This window comes from Virgibacillus sp. DJP39, from assembly GCF_049310925.1.
Taxonomy (GTDB): domain Bacteria; phylum Bacillota; class Bacilli; order Bacillales; family Amphibacillaceae; genus Virgibacillus_F.
The window spans coordinates 17767-33311 of sequence record NZ_JBMERP010000027.1; the positions used below are offsets into that span (position 1 = coordinate 17767).

Consider the following 15545-nt stretch of genomic DNA (forward strand, 5'->3'; position numbering starts at 1 on the left):
TCACTTAATAAAGGGGGGTTTTTAAATGAATTATATGGTTCTAGTAATCGTATGTCTTATCTTTATCGCCATCATGTCAGCACTAGCTTACTATGGGTATACCAAAACTAATTCCCGCGCTGACTATTTAGTTGGGGGGCGTACAATTAGTCCTTTTGTAATGGCTTTATCGTACGGGGCAACGTTTATCAGTACCTCAGCACTTGTTGGGTTTGGTGGCGTATCGTCCTTATTTGGATTTAGTTTGTTATGGTTAGCATTTTTAAATATTGGACTTGGAGTTTTAGTTGCATTCGCGGTCTTTGGGACAAGAATCCGCAGACTATCCGTAACGTTAGATGCATACACATTTCCTGATTTGCTGGGTAAAAGATACAAGTCAAAATTTATGACTATTTTTACTGCTTCTATGATTTTCCTGTTCATGCCTGCATATACGAGTATAGTATTAGTTGGTGGTGGAAGGTTCTTGCAAGAATCTCTATCCATCAATTATGATATTGCTTTATTTATTTTAGCAATTATCGTAGGGATTTATGTCATTAGTGGTGGTATTCGAGCAGTAATGTACACAGATGCCTTTGGCGCAGTAATCATGTTTATCGGAATGGCTATTTTGCTTGTAGTAACTTATCAGGTTTTAGGTGGTGTCGAAGCTGCTCACAAGGGGCTGGCCGCTATGAAAAATATGGTCCCCGAAGGATTAGTTGCACAAGGCCACCAAGGGTGGACATCCATGCCTGTTTTTGGATCTCAGCTGTGGTGGACTGTTGTCAGCACGATTATAATGGGGGTTGGAATTGGTGTTCTCGCACAACCTCAGCTTGCTATGCGCGCAATGACAGTTAGCAGTGATAAGTCATTGTACCGTTCTGTACTGATCGGTGGAATCTTCATATTTTTCATGACTGGTGCAGCATTTATGATTGGACCTCTTTCCAATCTGTACTTTTTTCAACAAAGCGGTAGTATTGCAATTGAAGTGGCCACAGGTAACGTTGATTTAGTTATTCCAATGTTCATTAATCAACTAATGCCAGAATGGTTTATATATTTATTCACGCTAACGTTACTTGCAGCGACCATATCAACAATAAGCTCGTTGATTCATCTACAAGGAACTGCTTTTGGTGAAGACATTTTAAAAAATGTCGGTGTGAAAAAAATACTTAAATTAGATACAACTCGAATTGGCGTTTTAATTGGGGTACTTGCAGCAGTAATCTTAGCTTATATATTGCCTCCAGGTATTATCGCACGTGCGACTGCCTTCTGGTTTGGTATTTGTGCGGCAGGATTTTTGCCAGCTTTAATCGGTGCTCTATTTTGGAAAAATGCAACAAAACAAGGTGCAATTGCAAGTACAGTTACAGGATTTTCAGTAAGTATAATTGGGTTCATTTTTTTCCACATATCAGAGTCGTCAGCATTTGGTATTTCACAAGCTATTTTTGGAAAAGAAGCCTTACTTGGATTCCCATGGACGTTCGTTGATCCATTGTTTTATGCTTTACCATTATCTGCATTGGCTTTAATAGTCGTTAGTTTATTAACCAAAGGTAGAATCGAGCTTGAAGAAGAGGAACTTAAAGAAAACGTTTAACCTCAAATTCGAAAAAAATATGAGCGAAACGACCGTCGCCATTCCACTGTATAAGGAATGGCGATTTTTTTATTGAAATGTAACAACCTTTAATTCGTTGCGATCCATTTCTGTATTTCCCTGTTAAAAGGAAAAAATAGTTTATATGGATGCTTCCTTAAGTGTTTCTAACTCTGAAATAATAATTTTACGTTGACCTTCCTGCATTATCCATCCTCGCTCCTGAAAAGAAGCGAGCCTTCTGCTAACAGTTTCCTGGGTCATACCTAGATAGGAGGCAAGATCTTTTTTGCTCATTGGCAATGTGATTTTCAGCGTATTAATGGCTGGATCATGGGCCTTTATGCCAAGTTCCACAAGATAAGAAGCAAGCCTTTTTTCCGCATCCTTGGACCTAAATCTTTCAAGTGATTCCTCTGTATCTTTCAGTCTTGTACTAAGCTCACTAAGAATTTTCAAAGAAACTTCTGGCCTTACCATTAATAGCTTAACCACATCTTTTTTCGGAATCATACATATCTCTGCTGCTTCCATTGTTTCTGCAAAACAGGTTAGTGGCTCTTCTTTAAAAATAGCTAACTCACCCATGAAATCGCCTGGTTCCATAATTCGTACCAGTTGTTCTTTCCCTGACTCCGCTAATGAGTATATCTTCACTCTTCCTTTATGAACGATATACAAATGACTGGAAGGATCATCAGCTCGAAAGATTAATTCTTTTTTCTCAAACTTTTTATGTTGGCTCATTTTAGCAATTTCGACCATCTCTTCATGTTCCAAATTGTTAAATATCGGTACTTTTGAAACGCAAAGTTTGTTTTTCATCACTTCATTCGAAACGTTTTCCATATTAATTCCTCCTGCTTTGTAGCCCTTCCTTGCTACAGTAGTAGGCTAAAGAAAAGAGCTTCGTGAACCATTATAACCATTGCTGGTAATTTTTCGTGGCATCTGGTGTGTTTTCTCAAGCTGCCGTTGATATACCGTATCGATGGCTTTTTTAAATCTATAGAAAGTGAATACAACTAGTAAAATCTGAACCAAAACAAGTAAAATGTATACTGGATTTGTTACAGGTGTTTGAATAAAAAAATACAAGATTAATAGCCCTAATTCAATAGTAAACACCTTTACTGACCGTAAAACAAGAGAAAGTGCAAGTGTCTGGATAGCAATAACCAAAATAATGTTATTTTCTACAAGAAAAGATGTGAATACTGTGTCAAGTTCAACCGGAGAAATAAAATGTAGACTAATCAACTTCATCATCAGCTGTCACACCCTGTCTGGCTTTTATCTACTTCTGCTTTCTGTTCCTCCAGTTCCATTTGCGTTTCGGCGTACTCTGAGTTGATAAATCCACCACCTAATCCTTCGTTAATCATCCGATCAATTTCAAAAAAAGAATCATAGAACATTACGTTTTGCTTTTCCATAAGAATTCCCTCCTATTTCATTTCTAACCTCCAGTATGATTCGCTACTTGTTAATCAAAGTCTATACCCAATCTAATTGTTGCATAGTGAGTTATGTCACGGTTGAGATTAAATATTTATTTGATTACCTTTGTAAAACACCTACAGTTATTTCATCAACTCGAGGATTTCATCAACAAACTGTTCACACCGTAAAATATCTTCCTCTTCAGGTTCTAAATCTACCTTTAATCGTTCAGTAACCAATCTACCACCTGATTTTTCCAACCGGTCCGCTATGAGATCAACTGCACCACCATACGTATCATAAAAAGAGTCAGCAGATCCAAAAACACCGAATACTTTTCCTGTCACATCAACATCCTCTAAATCATCATAAAAATCTTCTACTTCATATGGTAATTCTCCATCGTCCCACGTATAAGTCCCAATCAATACTGCATCGTATTCAAAGATTTCATCAACATCAATGGAATCGAGATCAAATGTCTTCATCCTTACTTGACAATTATTAGCTTTCAAATGAGCGACCATAGCCTCAGCCAACAGTTCCGTGTTTCCAGTTCCACTTGCGTACAAAATTAACAGTTGCCCCATGTTAATCCTCCCTTTTAGAAAACTTGGTTTATCGCTAAGCCTTAGTTGCACTGATGCAGTAAGAAAGGATTTGTACTTTCTTACCTGCGAAAAAATTATTTCCTATACTAATAGGATAATCCCTAACCAATTTAAGTTAATTGACCATAATCAATTTTTGCCTTTTTCGGTAACATTTTTCTTCATGCATCCTTTTTAGAACGGTTGCACTTATACAGAAAGAAAGTTTTTACTGCTAAAAAAGTTCAACAAACCTTGACCTGTGTCAAAGAATTACAGGGAAAGTTATCTTATGATTAAGCCATAGATAACAAGGAGGAATCAGAAATGAAAACAATTAAATTTCAATTAGAACCACTTACTTGCCCATCATGTATTAATAAGATAGAAGGAAAGTTAAAAAAAATGAATGGCGTAGCAGACGCAAAAGTATTGTTTAATTCGAGCAGGGTAAAGGTGCAATTTGATGAATTGCTTATTGATTCAATTAAAATAGAAGAAACGATTATTAAATTGGGTTATCCAGTTTTTTTATCTTCAATAGTTGATAGTAAAAAAAGAGATAATCCTTTATTGGAACAGAGAATGACCAGATAAAATGTTGGTCAAGATTGAATAGAGCGTCGTACTTCTATGCAAAAGGTGTTGATCGATATGGCCTGGGAAATTCGCCAATTACTTTTGGTAATACACATATTTTTGGCTATTGTTTGGGTAGGTGGTGTGTTATTTACTGGATGGGGTGTGTTTCCTGCAGCTCAAATGCTTACCTATAACATCCAACAACAATTCTTTCTTGCTCTAATTAAATGGACACATTGGTTGTTCATTGGTGTGGGAAGCTTCGTAATTCTAACGGGTATTTTACTAGGTACTGTTGCTGGTCCAATCAACACCTGGAACGATGTATGGAATACTTCTTATGGTAATACTTGGTTTACGACTCTGATTACTTCTCTGGCCACGCTCATGTGGGGTACTTTTGTTGCTTACCGATTTGCCATAAAACTATTTACAAATGTAGACCTCTGGAAAGATGCAGCAAGTGGCAATAAAAAACCGTTAACGAATGCTCTCATTCGTTTAATAGCTATAGAATCGATCGAAGTTGCTGGATTTATTGTTCTGATTTTTTTAATGGTTTCCCTGTAAACTTTTTATGATTGTATGGAAATTAATTCAACTGACAAATCCTGATAAAGGAGGTCATTAGATTGCGACCAAAAGATACAAGTATTTATATGGAGTTAGATGACAGGTATTATTATCGAGGTTCCTGGTTCCAGTTGATCCGTCCAATGACTTTAACTGGAACTATTACTCCAATTCTTGTTGGTACCAGTTTAGCTGCAGCTACCACATCAATTCGATATGATATCTTACTCGCTTTAGTAGTCTCAGCACTGCTTGTTCAAGCTGCAACTAATATAATAAATGACTACTATGATTTTAAGAATGGCCAGGACCAGGAAAAATGGGTCCATTCAATCGATAAAGATTCAACCATACATGGTCCTTCTCACAATAGCCTTCCATTTGTTGTAGGGACGATGTTTGTTCTTGCAGCGATAATTGGTTTCTGGATTGCCCTAATAAGCAGTCTTTGGGTAATAGTAGCGGGGTCACTAGGTATTTTGGCGGGCTATGTATATTCAGCAGGCTCTCACTCATTTTCATCCATTGGCCTAGGCGAAGTGGTAGCAGCTATTTTTCTCGGACCACTTATTACAATACTTGCCTATACTGTTCAAGGGAACCCACTTAGTTTTCAAGCTGTCATGGTTTCATTACCATTTACTTTACTTATTGCTTCTATGATCCTGACAAATAATATAAGAGACCTCGAAAAGGATAAGGAATTCCGCAATACACTGGCAAAAACTCTCGGCCGTGCAAAAGCTGTCTACTTACTAACTAGTTTACTGGTACTTTCTTATTTTTCCATTCTTTTATTAATTGCCTTCAGGTTACTTCCGTGGCAATCAAGCATCGTCCTACTTGCCACCCCTCTGGCTGGACGGTTAATCTGGTCATTCCGTAACGGTGCAGCACGTAAAGAAGAAGTTAGTGGTATGAAGTGGGCAGCAAGAAATCACTGGGGATTCGGGCTTCTCTTCTTTATTGGATTATGGCTGTTTGGATAGGGTAATTAAATACGTGGTCGAATGGGATATGTGGAGTTGCATTAGCTGGTTTGTGGTGGATTGCCTGGTATGTAAGACGGGAGAACGGTGTCGACATGAAATCGAGCATCGATTGAAAAAAATCGAGCACCACTCCCTAGAAATCGAGCACCAATTAAAAAATTCGAGCGCCACGCCAAGGAAATCGAGCGCCACGCTGTTGGTGCTCGAAAAATCATTCCGTTGCTCGATTTCCACCTGACAGCGCTCGATTTTAATTAATTAAGCCAAATCAACAGAAAAGCTGGTCTGCGATGTTTAAGCAGGCCAGCCATTAATTTTATTTATATCGATTGTGAATGTTATTTTGCTTATAGGTTCCACCTTCACCAAATTCAAATAGTTCAAGTGATAGTGCTAAATAGCGTTTTTCGTAAAGATCAGCAAAATGAGCTTGCATCATTTCAAATAAATGATCACATGCAGTTTTTTTAACTTCTGGTGTACGTCCTGGGGCTATTTTCATCGTAACATGAACGAAAGCATCATCATCTGCTGTGCCATCTGCAACGACGTATTCAGTTAATTTGATCGCACGCGAACGGATTGCTCCAGGTGTAAAGGTATCCCCTTCTGAAATTAATGACTGATTAATCATTTTTAAAAAAACACCTATATTTGCCTGATTTTCAATATTATCGGTATATTCAACTGTTATATGTGGCATTCTGAATCATTCCTTCCTTTTAAAGCTAGTAGTTTCAACGCGTGTATGCTTCATCACCAACGATTGTACTTTTCAACGACCCAATTCCTTCAATCTCAGTTTCTACCACGTCACCTTCATAGACATGAACAGTGCCCTTTGGAGTTCCTGTTAAAATTATATCATTTTCACTTAACGTCATAAAACTACTAAGGTATTCAATCAGCTGTGAAATACCAAACACCATATCTTTGGTCGACCCGTCCTGCTTAAGCTCCCCGTTTACATATGTACGTAAGTTCAGATTCATTGGATCACTGATATCGTTGCGGTCTACATACCAAGGGCCAAGTGGTGTCAAAGAATCCCTATTTTTTGCACGTAAGTTTGGTCGATAATAGTTTTCGAGATAATCACGAATAACATAGTCATTGGCAATGGTGTAACCTTTTACATAGGAATATGCATCGTCTTTATTAACCTTTCGGGCTGTTTTACCGATGACAACTGCCAGCTCACATTCGTAATGCATATGTGTCGCGTCTTTAGGTCTTCTTGTTTGACCGTCGTGCCCAACAACTGCATTTGGTCCTTTTAAAAATACCAATGGTTCTTCTGGTGCTTTAACACTGATTTCACTGGCATGATCTGCGTAATTTAGACCAAGTACAAAAATAGTTCTTGCTTCAACAGGCGTCATCCAAACGACGTCAGTTTGCGATACAATTCGTCCATCTGCAAGCTTCAGTTTATCATCTATTACCTCTGCATGGTGTATTCCGCCAAAACAAGCGATACGCGCGTGCTTCACTTAAGACCACCCCCTGGAACAAATTCCTGTTCGTCTATAAATGTATTTTCCAAAAACCCTACACCCTCAATTTCAATTCGAACCATGTCACCATGTTTGACAATGGGAGCTTTCTCAGGGACACCAACCATTAGTACATCTCCCTCATATAGAGTCATAAAATCAGTTACCTCTGACACGAGTTCAGAAACAGAACGAACTAGATTATTCGTATTGTTTTCCTGTACAATCTCTCCATTAACATGTACACGGATGCTCAAATTGTTCGGATCATCTACAGCGTTTCTATCAATAACCCATGGCCCGACTGGACAAAAACCATCTCTAACTTTATTTTTTATATCTGGTCGATAAAAGCTGTCATGAGGAATGCTAACATCGTTAACTATTGTGTATCCGGAGATATAGTCCGTTACATTATCCTGCGTGACATTCGTCGCTGTTTTCCCAATAACAATACCTAACGCAGCACCGACTTGGACTTCTTTTTCTCCCTCAGGTATAGCAACAGGACCATTATGGCTGTTGATGGTATTTCCTGGTTTTATGTACATAATTGGTTTCTTAGGTGGGGCATTATACGGTTTTTCATGCAATGCATCTTTCATCAAATCCAGCTGTCCCTGAAAATTAAATAATGTACCATAAATCGTTCCAGATACAGGCGGTTGCCAAACTATATCCTGATGATTATAAGCTGCTCCATTCCATTTAATTTCGTCTGAAAAATCAACAACAATTTCATCGAATTGAGTCGAACCTGAAAATTTCACTTTTGCTTGATGCACAAAATCACTCCCTCGCTATTTTTTCAATTGCGATCCGGTTCCTTTTCTAGAAAGGTTAAGGTTTTCCCTGAAAATCCAAATAGAATAGTCAAAATTGGTGATAACAAACAGAAGAACGCGAATGGCAAGTAAGCCAATGTAGGAACTCCTAATGTAGTTGTAATAAACACACCACAAACACTCCAGGGAACAAGTGGATTAACAACAGTTCCAGCGTCCTCAGTCACACGTGAGAGGTTTTTGTTGGCTAAACCTACCTTCGCAAAACGAGATTGATATGCTTCACCCGTTAATAGAATGGACAGGTACTGTTCCCCAATCAGGACATTGATTCCTATAGCTGTTAGAGCTGCAGCAGCGATAACCGAGCTGACCTTTTTCAGCATGCTTTCAATCGACTCAAGCAACCTCGGGACGATCCCAAGCTTAAACAGCATGCCGCCAATACTGAGTGCAAGTAGCACGATACCAATTGTAAACATCATACTGCTCAAACCGCCACGCGTCAGCAATGCATCTATTTCTTCTACACCTGTTTCAGATACATAGCCACCAAATAGCACACCTAATAAATTTTTCACTGGTATAAATTCAGTCGTATACGCCATGGCAATTGCACTGGCTGAACCAGCAGCCAGTGTTAACAATGCTGGGACTTTTAAAAATGAACAAATCAGCAAAACCAATACAGGGACAAGACCGTTGTACCAGCTAATTAGCCCTGTATCAAGTAATCCTTGCTGAAATTCACCCATTTCACCAAAGCTAGCCGTATTTATTTGTGGTGATATTAGGGCAAAAATTATGAGTGTCACCGTAAATGCTGGTACTGTAGTCCACGACATGTTACGAATATGTTCAAACAGGTCAACCTTTAGAATAGACGATGCCATGTTTGTGGTATCAGATAATGGTGACATCTTATCTCCGAAAAATGCCCCAGACACAATGGCTCCAGCAGTTACTGCAAGTGAAACATCCGCTGCAGTGGCAATTCCAATAAATGCAAGACCAGCTGTTGCGATGGTCGTAAGTGAACTACCTACACACAGTCCAACAACAGATGTGACAACAAATACGATGGCAAGGAAAAAGTGCGGGGTTACCAGCTCAAATCCCCCATAGATTAAAGAGGGAATTGTTCCTCCAATCATCCAGGATGCAATTAAGATACCAATAAAGAAAAAGAGGAATACTGCTGCAATTCCTGCTTTAGCCCCTTCAGTGATCCCTTCTTCCAATGTTCTGTATGGGATTCGTTTAACCAGCCCGTAAATCACCAGCAGTAATAGTGCGAGTATGAGCGGTATATGTGGTGCAGCGTCAAAATAAATAATACCAAAACCTATAACGATTAAAATCGCTATAGTCATGCCTAGTGCTTCTAATAATGATGGTTTTTGAACAGCTTTAATGCGGTACATGAGAAATTCTCCCTTGTTGTATAGTTTGTCGTTATTATGTGTAAGGTAGCTTCAAGATAGAGAGTTTTTAGATACCGATTTGTATTATTTGCTTTTTTTTGGTGGAGTATGGATTGCCATATCTGACAAACCGTCAATTGCTTCTACAAAACCTTCATTCATACTTGGATGTGGATAAGACGGAAAACGCAAATCCTCTTCACGGGCTACCATCTCAAGCGCCGTAACGCCAGTACTGATTAGTTCAACCGCTCCTGCACCAATTATATGAATGCCTAATAATAAATCTGTCTCACTATCTTTAATGACAGATACTATACCAGATTTTTCACCTGAAATCATTGCATAGCTATTTCCACTAAGTGCAGTTTGGCTTACTTTGATTGAATATCCCGCTTCTTTCGCCTCATTTTCCGTTAAGCCGACTGTCGCGATCGGTGGCGTGCTATGGACAACGGTTGGGATAAAGGTGAAGTCAGTCTCACTTTTCATGCCCCCAATTGTTTCTGCAGCAACCTTACCTTGCTTAATTGCTTTCACAGCGCTCGTTGAACCTCCTGTTACATCACCTACAGCAAATATGGTTTTCAAGGATGTTTCCATTGTTTCGTCTGTTTCAATAAATCCGTCATTCGTTACCTTTATCCCGATCCTTTCCGCACCCAAATCACTAATATTTGCTTGGCTTTTCGTTGAAATATAAACATGTGATACTTCTATAGACTTTGATTCTTCATCATTATTCAGGTTAACAGTTAGTTCATATGTTGTCGGCTTGACACTTTCCAACTTATAACCTCGATATACTTTAATTTTTTCCTTTTTTAAAATCCGCTTCAGTTCTCGATTTATTGATCCATCTAAAGGAAAGTCATCGCAATCATCAAGTACAATGGATACATCACTTCCGAGTTTATTAAAGCTAAAAGCTACCTCTAACGAAATATAATCACTGCCATAGACTACTAGTGAAGTAGGAATTTCCGTAAGTTGATAAATTGTCTCAGGGTACAAAATCCGCTCATGGAATGGACTTATACCATCTGGGATAATGGATGAACTCCCTGTAGCAATAATTACATATTCAAATTCATAAACATCAAACTGGTGACCGTTCGCAACGCCAATTTTGTTTACAGCTGTAAAGTTTGCTTCCCCTTTAATAAGTTCAATTTTATTTGCTTTGCACAGTGATTCAACTCCACTGCGAAGCTGACTGATCGTTTTATCTTTATAAGTCATTAATTCCTCAAAATCCACAGTGGGTTCACCACCAGTCATAATTCCCATACTATTCATTGCCGGTAGTGAGGCCAATTGCTTCGCAGCATGTGTAAAAACCTTTGAAGGAATACATCCCTGGTTTAAACAAACTCCACCAAGTAAATCTTTTTCAATCAATGTCACCGACCTGCCCAGCTGTGAGGCACGAATGGCGGCATTGTACCCACCTGGTCCACCACCAATAATGATTACATCACGCTTTTCGGAAAATTCTCCAACGACCATTTACACCATCTCCAATAACAGCTTTTTCGGCTCTTCCATTAGTTCAATAAAGCGATTGGTAAATTCAACAGACTTTACACCATCCGCAACACGATGGTCGAATGATAGAGACATTGTCATGATTTGACGGATAGCTATTTCATCGTTATCCAATACAATAGGCGTCTTTTTCGTTTTGTGAAAAGCAATGATTGCGGTTTGTGAACCATTTATAATTGGTGTTGCACCAGTACCACCAAGCGGACCTACATTACTGATTGTAAATGTAGCATGATTCATATCATTTGCAGTAAGCTTTCCATCCTGGGCTTTTTTGGTTAATGCTTTCATTTCAGTATGGATTTGTCGTATGGTTTTCTTGTCTACATCCCTTAGTACAGGTACAACTAACCCATTTTCGGTATTCGTCGCAAGCCCAATATGATAATTTTTTGCAAGACGAATTTCACCTTTCTCTTCATCAAGCTGTGCATTGAAAACCCTGTGCTCTTTTAATGCAATCGTAATTGCTTTCAGGAAAAATGCCACAACAGAGATGGATTGACCTTCCTGTTTGAGCGTATTTCGAAATTCTAAAACATTCGTCAAATCAGCTTCGTCAAAATGCGTAACATGTGGAATGGTTGTAATTGCTTTTGTTAAATTTTCACCTATTTTTTTCCGAAGTCCGGTATATGGAATTGTATCCGATTCAGGCTCAGTATGATTCGTTTGAATTCCTGCATCTTTATCAATCTGTTCCTGTTCATTACCATTAATAAAACGGTGAACATCTTCTTCTGTAACCCTTCCTGCAGGGCCAGTCCCCGTAATTTGTTCAATATCCACATCATGATCCCGGGCAATTTTTCGTGTGAAAGGTGCTGCCAATATACGGTTATATTTTTTACCAACCGCTTGCTGAACTTGTTCGTTCTCTACTTTAATTGATTCTTTTTCATCTGTTGTCTTTTCTTGCTCCGTATCTGTGATTGACTCGTCATTACCATCATCAATTTCAATTATTACTGCCCCAACAGTCACTACTTCCCCTGTTTTAAAGTGTAGATTACTAATCTTTCCGGTTGCTGGAGAAGGGATTTCTGCTACCATCTTATCAGTTTGTAGTTCAACAAGTGGCTGATCGACCTTAACCTCATCACCAACTTCTACAAAAAAATTAATGATTTCTCCTTCGTTCATTCCTTCACCGATATCATGAAATTTAACTTCTACCATTCTTTCACCCCCTAAAAATCTACTACTTTATTGATTGAATGAATTACTCGATCAGGTGTCGGTAAATAATCATTTTCGATTGCAAATAATGGAATAGGTACATCAAATCCAGTTACCCGTTCAATAGGTGCTCGTAAATATAAGAAAGACGTGTCATTAATCACGGAGGTAATCTCACCAGCAACACCACCAGTCGCATGTGCTTCATGGACAATTACTGCTCGACCCGTTTTTTGTACGGATTCGGCTATTATATCTTTATCAAGTGGATAAAGTGTTCGCAAATCAATAACATCGCAATAGATATTATTCTCCTTCATTTTCTCTGCTGCCTTTAGTGCAACAGGAATCATAGCACCCCAAGCGAAGATAGAAACGTCTTCCCCCTCTTGAATACGAGAGCCTTTCCCAAGCTCAACTGTGTACTTTTCTTCTGGGACGTCATTTCGTTCCCCACGATACAAGCGCATTGGTTCCAGGAATAATACTGGATCAGGATCCTCTATTGCCGCTACCATTAGCCCCTTCGCATCATAAGCATTTGATGGACAGACTACCTTGATACCCGGCAAATGAGTGAAAAGTGCTTCAACACTATCCGAGTGAATTTCCGGTGAACGAACACCAGCACCATATGGGGCACGTATTACCATAGGGAGGCTATAATGTCCCATCGTCCTGCTCCTGGTACGTGTAACATGTGTTGCAATTTGTTCAAAAGCTGGGTAAATGAAACCAAGAAACTGTATCTCAACAATTGGCCGTAATCCGTTCAATGCCATTCCCACAGCCGCACCCATAAAACCAGCTTCACTTAGTGGCGTATCAATCACACGCTTTTCACCAAACTGTTCCTGCAGGTCCACCGTTGCTCGAAAAACACCACCGTTTTTACCGATGTCTTCACCTAAAATTAATGTATTCACGTCCTCTTTCAGCATTACCTTTAACCCATCATTAACTGCCTGGATTAACGTTAGAGAGTTAGTTTTTTGTGTAACTGCCATTAGGATTGACCTCCCTTTAACGCGTTAAGACTTTTCTTTTGTTCGTCAATGGTCCATGTTGGTGTTTCAAATACATAATCAAACATGACATCCGAATTCGCATTTTCATAAGATTCCATATCAATAATTGCCTGGTCCAGCTCTTCCTTAATGTCATTCTTAATTGTCTCTAACCAAGCATCATCCCACATGTCTTCATTTTTCATAAATTTTTCAAGACGCAGCACTGGATCTTTGTCAGTTCGGGTGGCATCACTTGCAGCTTGATCACGATACTTGGATGGGTCATCTGCAGTTGTATGCGCACCAAACCGCCATGTTACTGCCTCAATTAATGTTGGACCATCTCCATTTCGAGCACGATCCAAAGCTTCCTTCACGACAAAATTAACGGCGAACACATCCATCCCGTCAACACGAACCCCGGGGATACCATATGCTTCCGCTTTTTGAGCAATTGTTTCTGAATTCATTTGTTTTTTAATAGGAAGTGAGATTGCAAACCCATTATTTTGATTGAAGAATACGACAGGTGCCTTAAATACACTTGCCATATTTAAACCTTCATGAAAATCACCTTCAGATGTTGCTCCATCGCCAAAATAAGCAATTGCAGCATTTTTCGTACCTTTATAGGTTTCTGCCATCGCAGCACCTGTAGCATGTGGAAGATGTGTTGCTATTGGAATGGAGGCTGGAAAGATATTTTTCGTAAGAGAAGGAACACAGCCCTCAATCCTACCATTCCAGTGAAGCAGAAGTCGGTCCAAATCAGCACCAAATGTCAACGTGGCACCGTGGTCACGATAGGTTGGAAAAAGCCAGTCATCATCTTCTAAGGCAAGAGCACTTCCAACCTGGGAAGCTTCCTGGCCTTCAAACGGGACATATGTACCAATTCTTCCTTGTCTTTGGAGAGCAATTCCTTTATGGTCATATGTCCTGATCCGGAGCATGTGATAGTAATACGACCTTGCCTGTTCAACTGTCAGTAAATCACGATAGTCCTTGTTTGTTACCTCTCCATTTTTATCGATAATCTGAAAGAGCGGATAGTTCGCTTCCATCTAGTTCACACCTTTAGCGTAAAGTTTTTTGATGCGCTTGATTGTACATGATTATAATCAGTTCCGATTCTGGTCCATTGGCTAGTATTCTATTATTCCCGGATATTCCATTTAGGACGGCGATCACGTGCATAGAAATGACTGCGTGTTCGTTGTTCCTGCAAACGTGCTTCACATTTACGATCTGCGGCTTCTTCAGTTGTAATTGAATCAAGCTCAGCCTCTTTATAAATTTCAAGCAGCGAGGTGTAAATAGCTTTTGTTTTTGCCAAAACACGGTCTTTATTAGGTCCATACAGCTCATCTGCCACCTGGATTAACCCACCAGCATTCACAATATAATCTGGTGCATACAGTACCCCTTTTTCATGAAGTCTCCTGCCATGCTTCGCTTCTAACAACTGATTGTTTGCTGAGCCAACTATGGCCTTCACTTGAAGTTGATCTGCTGTTTGGTCATTGATAATACCTCCTAGAGCACACGGTATAAAAATATCAGCTGCAACCCGATAAATGTCAGCACTGTCAACCACTTTTACAGTTCCAGTAGTTTGATTAGCTTTTTGTTCAATTGAACGCAGCAAGTCCTGATTAATATCTGTGACGTAAATAGAAGCACCAGCTTCTAATAAATATTCTGCAACCTTAAAACCAACCTTACCCAGTCCTTGGATTGAATACGTTTTATCAGCTAAATGATCACTCCCATTTAAAAACTGACTAGTCGCTTTCAATCCATAAATGACCCCCTGCGCTGTTGGAATAGAAGAATCACCACTCCCACCAAAAGCTTCCGGGATACCGTTGATGAAGTTCGTTTCCTTCATCGCATGAACAAAGTCATCCATGGTTGTTCCCATATCTGTACCTGTATAAAAACGTCCGTTCAATGAATCCACATATTGACCAAATGCGCGAAATAGTGCTGCTGACTTGTCTGTATTTGGGTCTCCGATAATCACCGCTTTCCCACCACCAAAGTCTAAATCAGCTGCAGCACATTTATATGTCATCCCTTTCGATAACCGCAGAACGTCCTCAAGCGCTTCATCCACAGTTTCATATGGACGCATTCTCGTTCCACCAAGAGCAGGACCAAGCGTCGTATTATGAATCGCTATAATCGCCTGAAGACCTGAAGCAGGATCATTACAAAAAACAACCTGTTCATGCCCAGCAATCTTCTCAAACATATCTGCCCCCACAATTGACCTATCAAGCTGTTGCTTCATTCCTCATACCCCCACTTATTTCGG

General features: G+C 39.4%; 17 protein-coding genes. 4 read left to right on the top strand and 13 right to left on the bottom strand.

Translation table 11 applies throughout. The features are described 5' to 3' along the window. Positions 1-25: 25 nt before the first annotated feature. Entirely contained in the window at positions 26-1603 is a 1578-nt protein-coding gene (locus ACOI1D_RS10675) for a sodium:solute symporter family protein (protein ID WP_422501272.1), read from the top strand. A 141-nt stretch (positions 1604-1744) separates the two neighbouring features. Here ACOI1D_RS10675 and ACOI1D_RS10680 read toward each other — a convergent pair whose 3' ends face one another. The 4 genes from ACOI1D_RS10680 to ACOI1D_RS10695 all read right to left on the bottom strand — a co-directional run bounded on the left by ACOI1D_RS10680 (position 1745) and on the right by ACOI1D_RS10695 (position 3636). Beyond that, a complete protein-coding gene (locus tag ACOI1D_RS10680) occupies positions 1745-2452 on the bottom strand; it encodes a Crp/Fnr family transcriptional regulator (protein ID WP_422501273.1) in 708 nt (235 codons plus the stop codon). A gap of 45 nt (positions 2453-2497) precedes the next feature. Then, complete coding sequence (locus ACOI1D_RS10685) at positions 2498-2872, bottom strand: hypothetical protein (protein WP_422501274.1); 375 nt, start codon at positions 2870-2872, stop codon at positions 2498-2500. Continuing rightward, positions 2872-3039: a hypothetical protein gene (locus ACOI1D_RS10690; protein ID WP_422501275.1), complete on the bottom strand. Its 168-nt coding sequence runs from the start codon at positions 3037-3039 to the stop codon at positions 2872-2874. The genes ACOI1D_RS10685 and ACOI1D_RS10690 overlap by 1 nt, the downstream gene beginning before the upstream one ends. A 147-nt stretch (positions 3040-3186) precedes the next feature. Then, complete coding sequence (locus ACOI1D_RS10695) at positions 3187-3636, bottom strand: flavodoxin (RefSeq protein WP_422501276.1); 450 nt, start codon at positions 3634-3636, stop codon at positions 3187-3189. 327 nt (positions 3637-3963) lie between these two features. Between ACOI1D_RS10695 and ACOI1D_RS10700 the strand changes: the two genes are divergently transcribed. The 3 genes from ACOI1D_RS10700 (at position 3964) to ACOI1D_RS10710 (ending at position 5780) form a co-directional block, all read left to right on the top strand. Further along, the gene (locus ACOI1D_RS10700; protein WP_422501277.1) at positions 3964-4233 is read left to right on the top strand and encodes a heavy-metal-associated domain-containing protein; all 270 of its coding nucleotides are present in this window, start codon (positions 3964-3966) and stop codon (positions 4231-4233) included. Between the two features lie 57 nt (positions 4234-4290). Then, positions 4291-4788: a hypothetical protein gene (locus tag ACOI1D_RS10705; RefSeq protein ID WP_422501278.1), complete on the top strand. Its 498-nt coding sequence runs from the start codon at positions 4291-4293 to the stop codon at positions 4786-4788. A gap of 62 nt (positions 4789-4850) precedes the next feature. Continuing rightward, the gene (locus ACOI1D_RS10710) at positions 4851-5780 is read left to right on the top strand and encodes a prenyltransferase (RefSeq protein ID WP_422501279.1); all 930 of its coding nucleotides are present in this window, start codon (positions 4851-4853) and stop codon (positions 5778-5780) included. A gap of 319 nt (positions 5781-6099) precedes the next feature. On the opposite strand, the gene ACOI1D_RS10715 is transcribed toward ACOI1D_RS10710, so the two are convergent. From ACOI1D_RS10715 to ACOI1D_RS10755, 9 genes are all read right to left on the bottom strand, one after another. After that, positions 6100-6486, bottom strand: a complete 387-nt coding sequence (locus ACOI1D_RS10715) for a 5-carboxymethyl-2-hydroxymuconate Delta-isomerase (RefSeq protein WP_422501280.1) — start codon at positions 6484-6486, stop codon at positions 6100-6102. A gap of 34 nt (positions 6487-6520) precedes the next feature. After that, positions 6521-7276 carry a fumarylacetoacetate hydrolase family protein gene (locus ACOI1D_RS10720; protein WP_422501281.1) on the bottom strand — a complete coding sequence of 252 codons (756 nt, stop codon included), beginning with the start codon at positions 7274-7276 and terminating at the stop codon, positions 6521-6523. Beyond that, the gene (locus ACOI1D_RS10725; protein WP_422501282.1) at positions 7273-8064 is read right to left on the bottom strand and encodes a fumarylacetoacetate hydrolase family protein; all 792 of its coding nucleotides are present in this window, start codon (positions 8062-8064) and stop codon (positions 7273-7275) included. The genes ACOI1D_RS10720 and ACOI1D_RS10725 overlap by 4 nt, the downstream gene beginning before the upstream one ends. A gap of 23 nt (positions 8065-8087) precedes the next feature. Next, positions 8088-9488: a Na+/H+ antiporter NhaC gene (nhaC, locus tag ACOI1D_RS10730; protein ID WP_422501283.1), complete on the bottom strand. Its 1401-nt coding sequence runs from the start codon at positions 9486-9488 to the stop codon at positions 8088-8090. 84 nt (positions 9489-9572) lie between these two features. After that, positions 9573-10997: a dihydrolipoyl dehydrogenase family protein gene (locus ACOI1D_RS10735; RefSeq protein ID WP_422501284.1), complete on the bottom strand. Its 1425-nt coding sequence runs from the start codon at positions 10995-10997 to the stop codon at positions 9573-9575. Then, a complete protein-coding gene (locus ACOI1D_RS10740) occupies positions 10998-12215 on the bottom strand; it encodes a dihydrolipoamide acetyltransferase family protein (protein ID WP_422501285.1) in 1218 nt (405 codons plus the stop codon). A gap of 11 nt (positions 12216-12226) precedes the next feature. Beyond that, positions 12227-13222, bottom strand: a complete 996-nt coding sequence (locus tag ACOI1D_RS10745; RefSeq protein WP_422501286.1) for an alpha-ketoacid dehydrogenase subunit beta — start codon at positions 13220-13222, stop codon at positions 12227-12229. Further along, positions 13222-14289, bottom strand: a complete 1068-nt coding sequence (gene pdhA / locus ACOI1D_RS10750; protein WP_422501287.1) for a pyruvate dehydrogenase (acetyl-transferring) E1 component subunit alpha — start codon at positions 14287-14289, stop codon at positions 13222-13224. Before pdhA ends, ACOI1D_RS10745 begins: the two co-directional genes overlap by 1 nt. Positions 14290-14381: 92 nt before the next feature. Beyond that, complete coding sequence (locus tag ACOI1D_RS10755; RefSeq protein WP_422501288.1) at positions 14382-15521, bottom strand: Leu/Phe/Val dehydrogenase; 1140 nt, start codon at positions 15519-15521, stop codon at positions 14382-14384. Positions 15522-15545: the final 24 nt, after the last annotated feature.

Excerpts from the sequence above, each read along its gene's own strand:
- ACOI1D_RS10735 (WP_422501284.1), bottom strand. The coding sequence starts at position 10,997 with ATGGTCGTTGGAGAATTTTCCGAAAAGCGTGATGTAATCATTATTGGT.
- ACOI1D_RS10745 (WP_422501286.1), bottom strand. The coding sequence starts at position 13,222 with ATGGCAGTTACACAAAAAACTAACTCTCTAACGTTAATCCAGGCAGTT.
- ACOI1D_RS10700 (WP_422501277.1), top strand. The coding sequence starts at position 3,964 with ATGAAAACAATTAAATTTCAATTAGAACCACTTACTTGCCCATCATGT.
- ACOI1D_RS10685 (WP_422501274.1), bottom strand. The coding sequence starts at position 2,872 with ATGATGAAGTTGATTAGTCTACATTTTATTTCTCCGGTTGAACTTGAC.
- ACOI1D_RS10715 (WP_422501280.1), bottom strand. The coding sequence starts at position 6,486 with ATGCCACATATAACAGTTGAATATACCGATAATATTGAAAATCAGGCA.
- ACOI1D_RS10680 (WP_422501273.1), bottom strand. The coding sequence starts at position 2,452 with ATGGAAAACGTTTCGAATGAAGTGATGAAAAACAAACTTTGCGTTTCA.
- ACOI1D_RS10705 (WP_422501278.1), top strand. The coding sequence starts at position 4,291 with ATGGCCTGGGAAATTCGCCAATTACTTTTGGTAATACACATATTTTTG.
- pdhA (WP_422501287.1), bottom strand. The coding sequence starts at position 14,289 with ATGGAAGCGAACTATCCGCTCTTTCAGATTATCGATAAAAATGGAGAG.
- ACOI1D_RS10690 (WP_422501275.1), bottom strand. The coding sequence starts at position 3,039 with ATGGAAAAGCAAAACGTAATGTTCTATGATTCTTTTTTTGAAATTGAT.
- nhaC (WP_422501283.1), bottom strand. The coding sequence starts at position 9,488 with ATGTACCGCATTAAAGCTGTTCAAAAACCATCATTATTAGAAGCACTA.
- ACOI1D_RS10740 (WP_422501285.1), bottom strand. The coding sequence starts at position 12,215 with ATGGTAGAAGTTAAATTTCATGATATCGGTGAAGGAATGAACGAAGGA.
- ACOI1D_RS10755 (WP_422501288.1), bottom strand. The coding sequence starts at position 15,521 with ATGAAGCAACAGCTTGATAGGTCAATTGTGGGGGCAGATATGTTTGAG.
- ACOI1D_RS10695 (WP_422501276.1), bottom strand. The coding sequence starts at position 3,636 with ATGGGGCAACTGTTAATTTTGTACGCAAGTGGAACTGGAAACACGGAA.
- ACOI1D_RS10675 (WP_422501272.1), top strand. The coding sequence starts at position 26 with ATGAATTATATGGTTCTAGTAATCGTATGTCTTATCTTTATCGCCATC.